At 58.1% G+C, this 12,604-nt stretch carries 15 protein-coding genes and 1 tRNA gene; 11 read left to right on the top strand and 5 right to left on the bottom strand.

Annotation, left to right across the window (positions count from 1 at the left end):
- Positions 1-137: 137 nt before the first annotated feature.
- Together AC2FNB_RS13850 and AC2FNB_RS13855 are read left to right on the top strand one after the other, a co-directional pair.
- Positions 138-344: a cold-shock protein gene (locus AC2FNB_RS13850; RefSeq protein WP_224825428.1), complete on the top strand. Its 207-nt coding sequence runs from the start codon at positions 138-140 to the stop codon at positions 342-344.
- On the top strand, positions 307-1,188 hold the full coding sequence (locus AC2FNB_RS13855) for a hypothetical protein (RefSeq protein WP_496747220.1): 882 nt from the start codon (positions 307-309) through the stop codon (positions 1,186-1,188). The genes AC2FNB_RS13850 and AC2FNB_RS13855 overlap by 38 nt, the downstream gene beginning before the upstream one ends.
- A gap of 196 nt (positions 1,189-1,384) precedes the next feature.
- Here AC2FNB_RS13855 and AC2FNB_RS13860 read toward each other — a convergent pair whose 3' ends face one another.
- The 4 genes from AC2FNB_RS13860 to AC2FNB_RS13875 form a co-directional block, all read right to left on the bottom strand.
- Positions 1,385-2,017, bottom strand: a complete 633-nt coding sequence (locus AC2FNB_RS13860; RefSeq protein WP_496747239.1) for a tyrosine-type recombinase/integrase — start codon at positions 2,015-2,017, stop codon at positions 1,385-1,387.
- A 288-nt stretch (positions 2,018-2,305) separates the two neighbouring features.
- Entirely contained in the window at positions 2,306-3,205 is a 900-nt protein-coding gene (locus AC2FNB_RS13865; RefSeq protein ID WP_480748582.1) for an HNH endonuclease, read from the bottom strand.
- Positions 3,206-3,209: 4 nt separating this feature from the next.
- Positions 3,210-3,506 carry a hypothetical protein gene (locus tag AC2FNB_RS13870; RefSeq protein WP_480748583.1) on the bottom strand — a complete coding sequence of 99 codons (297 nt, stop codon included), beginning with the start codon at positions 3,504-3,506 and terminating at the stop codon, positions 3,210-3,212.
- A 4-nt stretch (positions 3,507-3,510) separates the two neighbouring features.
- Positions 3,511-4,047: a helix-turn-helix domain-containing protein gene (locus tag AC2FNB_RS13875; protein WP_496747223.1), complete on the bottom strand. Its 537-nt coding sequence runs from the start codon at positions 4,045-4,047 to the stop codon at positions 3,511-3,513.
- A 41-nt stretch (positions 4,048-4,088) separates the two neighbouring features.
- Here AC2FNB_RS13875 and AC2FNB_RS13880 point away from each other — a divergent pair, with 41 nt between their 5' ends.
- From AC2FNB_RS13880 to AC2FNB_RS13900, 5 genes are all read left to right on the top strand, one after another.
- Positions 4,089-4,436, top strand: a complete 348-nt coding sequence (locus AC2FNB_RS13880) for a hypothetical protein (RefSeq protein WP_496747224.1) — start codon at positions 4,089-4,091, stop codon at positions 4,434-4,436.
- A 14-nt stretch (positions 4,437-4,450) separates the two neighbouring features.
- Complete coding sequence (locus tag AC2FNB_RS13885; protein WP_496747226.1) at positions 4,451-5,386, top strand: tyrosine-type recombinase/integrase; 936 nt, start codon at positions 4,451-4,453, stop codon at positions 5,384-5,386.
- A gap of 164 nt (positions 5,387-5,550) precedes the next feature.
- On the top strand, positions 5,551-6,747 hold the full coding sequence (locus AC2FNB_RS13890; RefSeq protein WP_496747240.1) for a 4Fe-4S double cluster binding domain-containing protein: 1,197 nt from the start codon (positions 5,551-5,553) through the stop codon (positions 6,745-6,747).
- A 102-nt stretch (positions 6,748-6,849) separates the two neighbouring features.
- Positions 6,850-8,103: an aminotransferase class V-fold PLP-dependent enzyme gene (locus tag AC2FNB_RS13895; RefSeq protein WP_496747228.1), complete on the top strand. Its 1,254-nt coding sequence runs from the start codon at positions 6,850-6,852 to the stop codon at positions 8,101-8,103.
- Between the two features lie 72 nt (positions 8,104-8,175).
- Positions 8,176-8,251, top strand: a tRNA-Val gene (locus AC2FNB_RS13900).
- A gap of 305 nt (positions 8,252-8,556) precedes the next feature.
- On the opposite strand, the gene AC2FNB_RS13905 is transcribed toward AC2FNB_RS13900, so the two are convergent.
- Positions 8,557-9,183 (bottom strand): FMN-dependent NADH-azoreductase, encoded by a 627-nt coding sequence (locus tag AC2FNB_RS13905; RefSeq protein WP_496747230.1) that lies wholly within the window; start codon positions 9,181-9,183, stop codon positions 8,557-8,559.
- A 93-nt stretch (positions 9,184-9,276) separates the two neighbouring features.
- On the opposite strand from AC2FNB_RS13905, the gene AC2FNB_RS13910 reads away from it, so the two are divergent.
- The 4 genes from AC2FNB_RS13910 to AC2FNB_RS13925 form a co-directional block, all read left to right on the top strand.
- Entirely contained in the window at positions 9,277-10,206 is a 930-nt protein-coding gene (locus tag AC2FNB_RS13910; protein WP_496747232.1) for a LysR family transcriptional regulator, read from the top strand.
- A 66-nt stretch (positions 10,207-10,272) separates the two neighbouring features.
- Positions 10,273-10,470: a hypothetical protein gene (locus AC2FNB_RS13915; RefSeq protein WP_496747234.1), complete on the top strand. Its 198-nt coding sequence runs from the start codon at positions 10,273-10,275 to the stop codon at positions 10,468-10,470.
- 122 nt (positions 10,471-10,592) lie between these two features.
- Positions 10,593-11,447: a 3-mercaptopyruvate sulfurtransferase gene (sseA, locus tag AC2FNB_RS13920; RefSeq protein WP_480748589.1), complete on the top strand. Its 855-nt coding sequence runs from the start codon at positions 10,593-10,595 to the stop codon at positions 11,445-11,447.
- The coding region (locus tag AC2FNB_RS13925) for an amino acid aminotransferase (RefSeq protein ID WP_496747237.1) at positions 11,447-12,604 on the top strand (1,158 nt) is incomplete at its 3' end. The genes sseA and AC2FNB_RS13925, both read left to right, overlap by 1 nt.

Consider the following 12,604-nt stretch of genomic DNA (forward strand, 5'->3'; position numbering starts at 1 on the left):
GGCAGCCACCACGTTTTATGGGCTACTGACCTCCATTCGACCCTCTGTTTTCCTTCACTGGCTCGCAGCGCTCGACACTGTCGTGAGAAGCCGGGCTGCCGCATGTTGTGGGCAGCGATAAAGTAAGGAAAATTCACATGGCCAATGGCACAGTGAAATGGTTCAACACCACCAAAGGATTTGGCTTTATTGCCCCTGAGACAGGTGGGAAAGATGTATTTCTGCACATCTCCGCACTCGAGAAGTCGGGCATGACCACCCTGAACGACGATCAGAAGGTGACCTTCGACGTCGAGGCCGGCCGTGATGGCCGCGAAAGCGCAACCAACATCGCGCTTGCCTGATCTTTACAAATGGGCGCTCATTTGGAGCGCCCCATCGCCCGACGGCCATTTGTTTCTTAGTTTTCTTCCACCGACTAACGCAGCAGTTCCATTGCCCGGATCGGTAACCACCGAACTGGCGCTGCACTGGCGCTGCGACCTGCCATCCTCAGGAGGCCAGCCGATGCCAGACTACACAGCGCCGAACAGATCAGATGCGGGACGTGGCGTCTTCAAGGCTATGTCGAAGAAATCGAAGGCCAAGTACACCGATAAAGAAGCCCCTATGTCGATCCGCATGGGCGAATATGGCCGATATCAGATCAAGTCCGCTTGTGTCGCGGGCGTATACACGGCTCGGGCATTCCCAAAGCCGCCGACGAAAGCCCGTGGTTTGATTGCCGAGGCAACCGGTAAGACCGAAGAAGCCGCGATCGCCGCTTTGCATTGCGTCATCGATGCGCGTGAAACCCGCAGGAGCGAGGACCGAAGGACAGATCCAAGCACCGGGACACAGGTACCAACATCCGACGAATACGTGGAGGCCCTCAACACTGTAAATCTGACAAAATCGCAAGGCGCCATGTTGATGGCGTTATCGCTGGCGGAAGCGGACGGGCTGACAGAGGAGAGGGTCGCGAATGCGGGCAGTTACAAATCCACTGCCTCAGCCAAAAAAGCGCTAGCAAGCGCGGGTCGAATGATTGCTGGATATTTGTCTACAGAGACAGGTTCCAAGGTGCCTTCAACGAGTTTGGATGGAGTTGCGCTGATTGGATTTTGCAGTGATTCCGGACACGAAGAGAAGCCCGGGAACTGGATACTGCACCCCGAACTTTGCGCCGCCATCCGTATCGCTACATGAGCCAAAGAGTTAGCCGTCTGAGTGATTGGTCAATTGGGGTTGATTACCAATTCGATCGATCTTGATCTATTCAGGGATGACTGAGGCGACCAGACAACAAATAGATTTTTGGCGGTGCTGGTCATTTTATGTCAAACGTGATGCGTGCGGCGGGTCGGCCCACCAAGGCGAGCGGCTCCAGCCGCTCGCCCAATGCCTAAAGGTCAATATTCTCCGCAATACCCAGCGCATCTTCGAGTTCAACTCCCAAGTAGCGCACCGTGCTGTCGACCTTTGTGTGTCCTAGCAAGAGCTGAACTGCGCGCAGGTTAGCTGTTTTCCGGTAGATCTCAGCAACTTTGGTTCGGCGAAGCGAATGCGTTCCGTATCCGGTTGATTCCAGACCAATTGACGACACCCAATCGTGCACCAACCGACCATATTGACGGGTTGAGATATGCGGGCGATCGTGAAAGCGGCTGGGAAACATGAACGAGCAAGCCAACATTTCGGGTGATTTGACCCAAGCCAGGACAGTTTCCCTTGTGTTTTCCGTCAGTTCAAACTGAACAGGTCGTTTGGTTTTGCTCTGGATGACCGAAACACGTTCTCGGACGCGGTCCACTTTGACCAGATCGACCACAGAAAGCCTGACCAGATCACACCCGCGTAGCTTGCTGTCGATGGCCACGTTAAATAGCGCCAGATCGCGAAGGTTGTTCGCCAGTTCCAGTCGCGCTCGGATCGCCCAAACCTGTTTTGGTAGCAGCGGTCGCTTCTGGCCGACGATCCGCCCCTTGTTCCAGGCTTTACGTTTCGGGGTGACAACAGGAAGTTGGACTCGAGGCATGATTTGCCCTCCCTGCCGCCCTCCGAACCCAAGCATCAGCACCGCGCTGACGTTGGAATGCTACTCGCAAACCTGATTGTAACTGATCTACCGCCCGTGGGTTTGTGCTCCGAACATAATAGCAGCCCGAATGAATGGCTGGATTCACCGCCGCCTTGCCGCGCTGAGATCTCAGCGCCTGCAGCAATTTCCGTGCTGCGAGCGCGCGCAGCGAGGAATCAAGACTTCTGCTGTGGGCTCTTTCCGGCCGTTAGCTGCGTTTTGCACCAAGGTCCGCACTGAGTATCGTTAATGCTTGAAACAGTTCTCTCTGTGCCAGGTTACAAACTCGGTCCTTGGCCGGTTGGCGAGGCGGTCCGGCACCAAGATCTTGCCGGACGCGTTGATCATCGATGTCACGGCTTCGATGTCGTTGCTCTGACGGGAAACCAGAATAGTCAGGTCGTCAGCTAAACCAACGAGACCGCGATCAAACATCCAATGTGCAGTTCCGGACAGGGCGAGCCCGTTGCTGACGATGTCGGGTCCGTCATGCTCTACAGGTCTGATATGAGCGGCTTCCACTTCAGCTCGGCCACCGCCATTTATCAGACGTAATCCAGTGATGGCGCAGCGCTCGCCGTAGGCGCGCAGGACGTTCTTTCTGAAATTACGATCGCGAACCGCCCGGTTGGTCAGTTGGTTGACGCGTTCCCGTGCGGGCATGTGTCGGAAAGGTGTTTGCGCGTCTTGAAAACCTGGCAGCTGCATCGAGTCACCAACGCGAGGCAGGATGTCCTCGTCCCGTCCAAGACCACGTTCGACAATTCGGGCAAAGTCTTCAGCTGAAAGGGTTCTTACCGCAGCTTGCGCGCGTCCAGATATCTTGCCTTGATCGTTCAGCAATCCGCTTTCGATGACTGAATTCTCGTCTCGGAATGAAACAGGGTCGCCGAAATCAAGATAGGTCCCCGGCTCAATCACCGCCAAGAACATTTCCGGTTTCCTAGGATCCGGAATGATCTCCTGGACCTTAGCGACAGCAAAATAGCCTTTGGTCTCTTTGACCTTGCTTGGCTCGAGGTAGACGATCCAATCCCCTTCGCACTGTTGGGCACGCGAGAGGTATTGTTTGGGAAACTGATACCGCTCCGAGGGAATATCGTCGTAGATCGAGTCGCTGCGATGGATGAAAATACCGAAGGCCATCGGATCACCCGCGTTGCAGGCGTTCCAGTTTTCGATCGGCCGCGCGAAGTGTCAGCACCGCACCTGTCAAAAATGGAAGTGCCAAGCCAGCTGCGGCGATGGCAAGAATCAAGATGGCGGCCAAAACCGAGTATTCGGCAGACTGTTGTGCCAATGATAGTCGACCCAAGCCAATCAAGTAGAACACGCTGGTTCCCAGGAAGATCAGGTAAAGCGGCCCAAAGGGTTCAATCACCTCGCGGCGAGTGCGCTCCAAGACCGAATGCCGCAACATGTTCCAGCGTTTGCTTGCCTTGTTCACCAGATTACTCCCTTACCAACTCGATCCATGTGTGCACGTCATCATCCGTCACTTCGCGGCCTTCGAGATGCGATTGATACCAACGGGCGACAATGGCCCCGCGCTTTTCACTTTTGATTTTTATGCCCTCATCGGTGAGGTGCTTATCCAGCGAGCTTTCGATGTGTTTGAGGGCTTCGAAATCATGTCCTGCCCGAATGGATTTGGTGCCCAGAAGTAGCCAGGGTACGTCTACCTCGAACCGCTCACCCATCGCGACTAAGGCTTCTACGGGCATTCCGCGCTGGCCCTTTTCGTAGCTGTGATACGCGCGCGGTGAGACACCGATAGCTTCCGCCATGGCCGCTTGTGAGAAGCCGATTTCATTGCGAGCAATGGTGAGACGAGCACCCATTGCAGCAAAAAGATCAGCATGTTTCTGCGGCATCTGAATTTTCCAATTGACTACTTCGTCGAAATTCGCGAACTTTGCAAAAAATGACGAATATTTACAGTTAATCACATCTGACCACGTCAGAAGGTGCAGAACAAGCGATTCCATGCGTGTCGCTGATTCAACTTATGCGGACAAGGACGACTGAAATGGCAGAGACCAACTATTCAGACAGCTCGCAGATCCTGGGGCTCGGGAAAACACCCGCGCAGTGGGTCGAAGTTATGGCCGGGATGGGGATCGACATCTCCGAACGCACCTTGCGCGAGCGCGCGAATGACACGGGCGCGTTCTACCGGCTGGGACGGACCATGCTGATCACATCCGCCCAGATCGACAAGATTTTTGAAGGAGGCCAGTCATGCCGCTCCAAATCTACAAGAGGGGCCGCGTCTACTGGGCTAAGGGCTGGGTCGAGTACAACGGCAGGCCAATCGCAGGCCCATACCGGCGAAGCACTAAGGCATCTACAGAAGCGGGCGCAAGGGACTGGATAAACCGCGAAACCGAGATGCAGATACGCCGCCATGTGGTCGGCGATGAACCGAGCAAGACCTTCTCGGACGCGATCATCCTATACAACGCGTCCCCGAAGACCGCGAAGCAACTCATCCCAATAGTGCAAGAGATAGGCGACATGCCGTTGGGCGCAATATCTGGGGCGCTTCTTAAAGGGCTTGGGCCGAGGCTGAAACCGAAGGCATCGACGGATACGTGGTGGCGAGAAATCGTGACGCCCGCCAGCGCCGTGATCAACAACGCGCATGAGTTGGAGGGGACGCCGCTCATCCGGGTAAAACCATACGACAAGTTCGAGCGGATCGCCCAGGACAAGCGGCGCGGCAAGCATAGCCGGGTTGAACGCAAGCCCGCCGACAAGGAATGGATCGAGGCCTTTTGTCGGGCCGCTGATCCGTACAACGCCGCCCTGGTCCGGTTCATGTTTGAGACGCCGGCGCGGATCGACCAAGCTGCCTCGATTGAGCCGGACGATCTGCGGCCTTCCGAGAACAAGGTCAGGGTGAAGGCGCAGAAAGGCCACCCGGAGAGCTGGATTACCGTTTCACCACAGATGATGGACGAACTGCTGGCGCTGCCTCCGAAGCGACCGAAGAACCGCAAGACCGGCAAGCTCATGAAGGCGCGCATCTTCGGCTATGGGAGCTCCACCGGTTACAACACGCGCTGGAAGACGATCTGCAAACGCGCGGGCATCTCGTACCTTTCAGCCCACCCGGCAGGGCGGCACGGGTTTTTCACGGAGCTTGTTGTCCGTCAGGGCGTCGATCCCGTCACAGCAGCCAAGGCTGGACGTTGGTCAGACCCCAATTTGCCCATGCGGATTTATGCCCACGCAGAGACCGACATTAGGGCCCGTTTTCGTACAAACCACGTACAGGATGACACTGTACAAGCACCCAACAGTAAGAAATCACAAAAGGAATAGCGCTATGAACGCATCCCTCCTAAGGGGCAGGTTGCAGGCTCGAATCCTGCCGGGGTCACCATTTCCCTTCTAGCAGAACTTGCAATTCCTGCCCTTCAAATGGTTGAGTGGCCGGATGAACGCAAAAGGCGGAGTAGAGCGTGGCTTGGCCATCGAATTCGGGAATTGACGACGAAAAACGCCGGGAATGGCGCGAGCGGTATGGCGAAAGCGACGCAGCGGCGGGGATCGAGACCACGGACGCGTTCGAGCCGTTTTCGCAGATCAACGACATGTTCACCCGCGCTTTCTGGGACGATACCGTGCGCAGCAAGCAGACGGACGGGTTCTTTGCCAGCTATCGGATGAAGGCCGCCTATCGCAAGGGTGACGGATTTCGGCAAAAGGATTTCGCGCTGCGCAACGCAAGCTGGCTGGTCTCGGATATCATCAGCAACCGCAGCGCCGAGGACGGCCGCCGCGAGGGATTTCAGGCCCCGATCGCCTATGACACTCCGGTGGCCGAAGCGCAGATCGAAATTGACGATCCGGCGCAGATGAGCGCCGAAATCAAACGGATCGCGCGGTTTTTCGGCGCCGATCTGGCGGGCATCACCGATATGGATGAGCGCTGGCTATATTCGTCGCGTGTCGATGTGCGCAATTTCTCCGAGGCCGAGAACACCTTGCCCGAAGGGCTAACCAGCGTGATCGTCCTAGGCCATCAGATGGACCGGGACCTGGTCGCCACCTATCCATCGGCGCTTGCCGGGGCGGCGACAGGCCGGGAATACTCGCACGAGGCGGCGATCGTGATCCAGCTTGCGGCCTATATCCGCAACATGGGGTACGAAGCGGTCGCCTCGATGAACGACACCGGGCTGGTCATTCCCTATGCGGTCAAGGCGGGGTTGGGCGAATACGCCCGCAACCAGATGGTCATCACGCCGGATTTCGGCCCCCGGCTGCGGTTTTCAAAGATCTTCACCAACCTGCCCCTATCGCATGACGCGCCAAGGCCGCTGGGGATCGAAGCGTTCTGCAACATCTGCACCCAATGCGCCGATGCCTGCCCGGTCAAGGCGCTGCCCTATGGGCCCAGAAACGTCAGCGCGACTGATGACAGATCGGCCATTCAGGGCGTGCGCAAGTGGACCTCTGATGCCAGGGCGTGTTTCGGGTATTGGGCCAAATTGCAATCCGATTGCGCCATCTGCATGCGGGTCTGCCCGTTCAATCGCGATTTCGGTCAAAAGCGCAACCGCTGGTGGTTGCGGCTGGCCATGTCACGCTTTCGCAAGCTTGCCTTGTGGCTGGACAAACGCAGCAACCGGGCAGATCGGCTGAAACCCAGGGACTGGTGGGGGGGCGGTGACAGGTAGCACCGAAATGGCGCGGGGATACAAACCCGTGTCGCAAATATCATTGAGTGCAACTGCGGCACAGCCGATGGTCGGCGCATCTGAAAACAGGATCAACACATCATGCTGCACGAAAAACCGGGTCTGATCGAAGCCGTTCGCGCGCGATTTGCGCATGTGGATGCCTGCCCGTTCCAAGGGCCGCGCATCTTTTTCGAGAACGCGGGCGGCGCGCTGACGCTGAACTCGGTGGTTGAAACCACGGCGAAATTCGCGGCCATCCCCGACAATCAGGGCCGGGACAACGTGGCCAGCCACGCGCTGGTCGACATCATCAACCGGGCCAAGTCGGACATGGCGACCCTGATGAATGCCTCGTCCGGGCAGTTCTTTGTCGGCGAAAGCGGTACCGAGCTGCTGTTTCGCATGATCCGCACCGCCTGCGTGAATGCGCCCAAAGGCAGCAAGGTTATTGGCAGCTCCATCGAACACCCCGCCAGCCGCAGTGCCGCGCGGCGCTGGGCGGATATTGCCGGGCTGGGCTATGTGAACGTGCAGCATGACGATGACACCGGCATGGTCACGGCGGATCAGTACCTCGCACACCTGACACCCGATGTCTCGGTCGCCACCATCGTGCATGCCTCGCCCGTGACCGGCATGGGCATGGACGTCGCTGCCATTGCCTCGGCGATCCGCGATGTCGCGCCCGATTGCCTGATCGTCGTCGATGGCATCCAGCACGCGGCCCACGGCCAGCTTGATATCGACAGCTATGGCGTCGACGGCTACGCGATCTCCCCCTACAAGATGTTCTCGCGCCATGGCTACGGCGTGGCGTGGATATCTGACCGGCTGACGGCGCTGCCCCATGACATGCTGATCGACGCGCCCGCAACGGGGTGGGAATTCGGCACTCGCGATACCGGGTCATACGCCACCATGTCCGACGTGGTGGCCTATTTCGACTGGCTGGGCGGAGAGGTGTCCGACCAGACCGATCGCCGCGCCCGGATCGAGGCGGCGGGTCGCGCCATCCACGCCTATGAAACCCACCTGACCAATGCGATGATCAACGGCACCGGAAATCTTCCCGGCCTGCGCGACATGGATCACATCCACATCCTGGCAGGGGCGGACAACCCGGCGCGCGAGGGGCTGGTTTCGATCGTGGTCGAGGATGTGCCCTCGGCCGACGTGGTCACGCGGCTGAACGAACAAGGGATTCGCACCCATATCCGCAAGGCCGACCATTACAGCGGCAACGTGCTGACCCCGCTGGGCCTCAGCGATTGTATCCGCATCTCGCTGTGCCATTACAACACCGAACACGAGGTGGCGCAGTTGCTGGCGGTACTCAAGAACATCCGGGACTAGGGCCGGGATCGCGCAAGAATTTCTCCAACCCCTCTTGCGCGCGCCGTCCCTCTTGGCTACATCCCCCCTCACGGGTGATTAGCTCAGTTGGTAGAGCGCTTCGTTTACACCGAAGATGTCGGGAGTTCGAGTCTCTCATCACCCACCATCCCAACCCACAATGTATCAAGGACCTACGCGCCTAGAGCCTCTGGACTTATCAACCGGAATGATCCGAGCCAATACCAACCTGATCTCAACCGATGTGGCCCCTTCGGCGGTTTCAGGCAATCGAGTTTGGGACGCGAAGGATCAAAATTCAGCCTGGATCGTGATCCGGAGCCGAAGTACCCCTGCTTGGGCGGTATTACCTGATCCTTGAGGCAGGCGCGCCGCCTCTGGCTGGCGCACCTTTCCTCGCCTGACAGAAAGCGGCTTCAAGCGGGGCAGGTCCTGTCAGCGATTGCGCCGAACTCACGCCTGTACCAACTGCCCAGCTCTGTGAATGGCTTCATTTCGTGCAGCTGCCGCAGTTGCCGGGCTGCCCTCTGTTGGCGCGACGTCCAGCCACTCGACATCCGTGATGCCGACAAAGCCGAGCCAGCCATCAAAATACGGACGAAAGAAATCAAAAGCGGCGGCAGGGGTGCCGATTGCATAATCGCCCCCACAAGCACGCAGGACGATGGCTTTCTTTCCGGTAAGCAGTCCAAGAAACTGGCCATCTTCAGTCACTTCAAAGGCGATACCAGGTTGGGTAATCACGTCCATGAACTGCTTCAGCCGATAAGGAACCATGAAATTCCACATCGGTGAACTAAAGACAATGATATCAGCTGTCTGAACACGAGCGGCCAGTTCTGTGACAGCCTTCCATGCTGCGGCCTCAGAATTGCTCATCTTGCCGTCAGTCTGACTGTGATGCTTGGCAGAAATCGCATCAGCCCCGAATTCGGGCAGATTTCCGTGCCACAAGTCCAAAGTGTCAATTTCACCCCCAGGATTCTGGGTATGCCACTTTTCGATGAATGCCTTGGCAACCGCAATCGAGTGAGACCGCTGTTTGCGGGGAGAGGCTTCGACGTACAGAATCTTTGTCATGAATAAGTCCTTCGCTTCGCAGGTGTATTCTGGAAGAACTGTAAATTGTTCAGAAATGGGGCAGTATTCGAAAAATTTGGCCAGGAGGTGTACATGTTTGAACAGATGAATTGGGACGATTTGAGATTCCTCAGAGCGGTCGCTCAAACAGGCAGCCTGTCAGGAGCAGCCCGGTCTCTTGGTTTGAGCCATCCGACGGTCTTGCGTCGTATCCAGCGCATGAAACAGCTATGGGCTGTCGACTTGCTGGAAAAGACACCAAGCGGCTATGTACCGACCGAACACGGGAACGCTTTGATCCGTCTCGCAGACGATATCGCCAGTCGGGTTGCGGCAATCGACCGGCAGATATATGGGCAAGAGCCGCACCTCGAAGGCACAGTCCGCATAACAACCACCGATACGCTGCACTTTAGCTTTCTGGCGCCGATGTTCCTGCAGTTGCGCAGGGCTTTTCCACTCATTGATCTAGAGATTACGGTTTCAAACCAGATGTATAATCTGGGCAGCCGGGATGCTGACATTGCCATTCGCCCCACAAACGCTCCACCAGAAACGCTCGTAGGCCGCAAAATGGGAAAAATCGGGTTTGCAGTGTACCTGCACCGGGATCTCGCAGTGGCGCAAGGCACAACGAAGCGTTTTGATGGTCTGGACTGGATTGGCATAGACAACAGCCTGTCCCACTTGCCGCAGGAAAACTGGATGCGCCGCCACAACTTCGACAAAACGGTGCACCTGAGGGTCAATTCAATCCAATCGGTTCTCCACTACATCCGGTTAGGGGGAGGACCCGGAATTGTAGCATGCTTCATGGGTGACAAAGTCGAGGATCTGGTACAGGTCAGCCCCAGGATCAAGGAGTTGGAAACCGACTTGTGGGTACTGGTTCACCCGGATGTAAGAAACGCAGTTCGTATTCGCGCGGTGCTCGATCAGATCTATGCATTCCTCTCTCGTCACCGCGTCACTCTGGAAGGTACAGACGGAGACCAGGCGCATAGATTACTGGGCACCGTTTGACCAACGTGCCCCTCAAGTTGGCCTCTGTATGGAGGGCGTTTTACAGCCTCCCTGTTTGGGAGGTGAATGACGCAGGGCAAATCTGTGGTTCTGGTTGGGTTTGATGTTTCGAATGACACCATTTCGGTTTCCGTGGCCGAAGATGCGCTGACCGGACGGAGCGGCTACGCCATAATTCGCGGCCTGCCCAAACGGCTGTCGTCGGCCACTTGGAAACAGATCGCGGTACTGGCGGCGAAACCGGAATCGCCGACAGTGCCTTGAGCGGTCCCGAGACCCGAAAACCGCGCAGATTCGGGCGACGGTTGCGCCACCATCGTTATCCTGCCTTGAACCCTTGCTCCCGCCCGTATAGGAAAATTCCTGCGCGCATAGGAGGGGCTTAGATGCAGGACGATCCGAAAACTCTTGTCTCCACCGGCTGGCTGGCTGCACATTTGAAAGACCCGGATTTGCGGATACTCGACGGGTCCTGGTACCTGCCGCAGCAGGGGCGCGACGCCAAGGCGGAATATGACGCCGCCCACATTCCCGGCGCGCGGTTCTTCGATATCGACGATATCGCCGATCACCGCTCTGATCTGCCGCACATGGTGCCGCCGGTCGAGAAATTCATGTCGCGCCTGCGGGCGATGGGCGTGGGCGACGGCCATCAGGTGGTGGTTTATGATGGTGCCGGCCTGATGTCGGCGGCGCGGGTCTGGTGGTTGTTCCGGCTGATGGGGCAGGACAACATCGCCGTGCTTGATGGCGGCTTGCCCAAGTGGCAGGCCGAGGGCCACGAGATCGAGGATCTGCCCCCCGTCATCCGTGACCGGCACATGACCGTCCGGGTGCAGAACCATCTGGTGCGCGATGTGACACAGGTCTCGGCCGCCGCCAAGCTGCGCGATCACGAAATCATCGACGCCCGCTCGGCAGGCCGCTTTTCCGGATCCGAGGCCGAGCCGCGCGAAGGGTTGCGGTCGGGCCACATTCCCGGCTCGCGCAATGTGCCGTTCGGCAACTTGCTGAACAAGGATGCCACGATGAAATCGCCCGATGACTGCCGCGCGGTGTTCGAAGCCGCCGGGGTGGACCTGTCGAAACCGGCGATCACCACCTGCGGCTCAGGTGTTACCGCCGCCATTCTCAGCCTCGCGCTCGAGCGCATGGGCAAGAAAGATCACTCGCTTTATGACGGCTCCTGGGCTGAATGGGGTGCCTTCCCGACCCTGCCCGTCGCAACCGGAGAGAACTGATGTTCGAAAATCTCAAGGCGCAGCCCGCCGACAAGATCCTCATGCTGATGCAGATGTATCGTGACGACCCGCGCGATGACAAAATTGATCTGGGCGTGGGCGTCTACAAGAATGCCGATGGTGTCACCCCCGTCATGCGTGCGGTCAAAGCAGCCGAACAGCGTATCTGGGAACAGCAGGAAACCAAGGCCTATACCGGGCTTGCGGGCGACCCGGCGTTTTCGGATGCAATGATCGGACTGGTTTTGGGCGGCGCGGTGCCGCGTGCCAACGTGGCGGCGGTGGCGACACCAGGCGGAACCGGGGCCTGCCGTCAGGCGTTCGAGATGGTCCGCATGGCCAACCCTTCGGCACGCGTGTTCGTGTCGAACCCCACTTGGCCGAACCACCTGTCGATCCTGAACTATCTGGGCATCGAAACGGTCCAGTACCGCTATTTCGACAACGATACCCGGGGCGTCGATTTCGACGGCATGATGGACGACCTGAAAACCGCCAGTGCGGGTGATGTGGTTCTGCTGCACGGTTGCTGCCACAACCCGACCGGCGCCAACCTGAACCTTGTGCAGTGGCAAGAGGTGGTGAACCTCATCAACGAGCGTGGCCTCATCGCCATGATCGACATCGCCTATCAGGGATTTGGCGACGGTTTGGAGGAAGACGGCAAGGCAACGCGTCTTGTGGCATCTTCGGTCAAGGAATGCCTGATCGCGGCGTCGTGCTCCAAGAATTTCGGCGTCTATCGCGAGCGTACCGGCCTGTTGATGGCGATCAGCGCCGATGCCGGTCAGACCGCGCTCAATCAGGGCACGTTGGCCTTCCTGAACCGCCAGAACTATTCCTTCCCGCCGGATCATGGCGCGCGGGTGGTATCCACAATCCTGCAGGACGACGCATTGCGCGCCGACTGGGCGGCCGAACTGGAAGAGGTGCGCCTGTCGATGCTGGACCTGCGTCGGCAACTGGCTGATGAATTGCAACGCCTGACCGGCTCTGACCGCTTCGGTTTCATCGCCCAGCACCGTGGCATGTTCTCGCGCCTTGGCGCCGCGCCCGAACTGGTCGAGAAGATGCGGGTCGAGCATGGCATCTACATGGTCGGTGACAGCCGTCTGAACATTGCCGGGCTGAACGCGACGACCGTGCCAATTCTGGCA

Source organism: Ruegeria sp. BHSB058 (genome assembly GCF_059613285.1).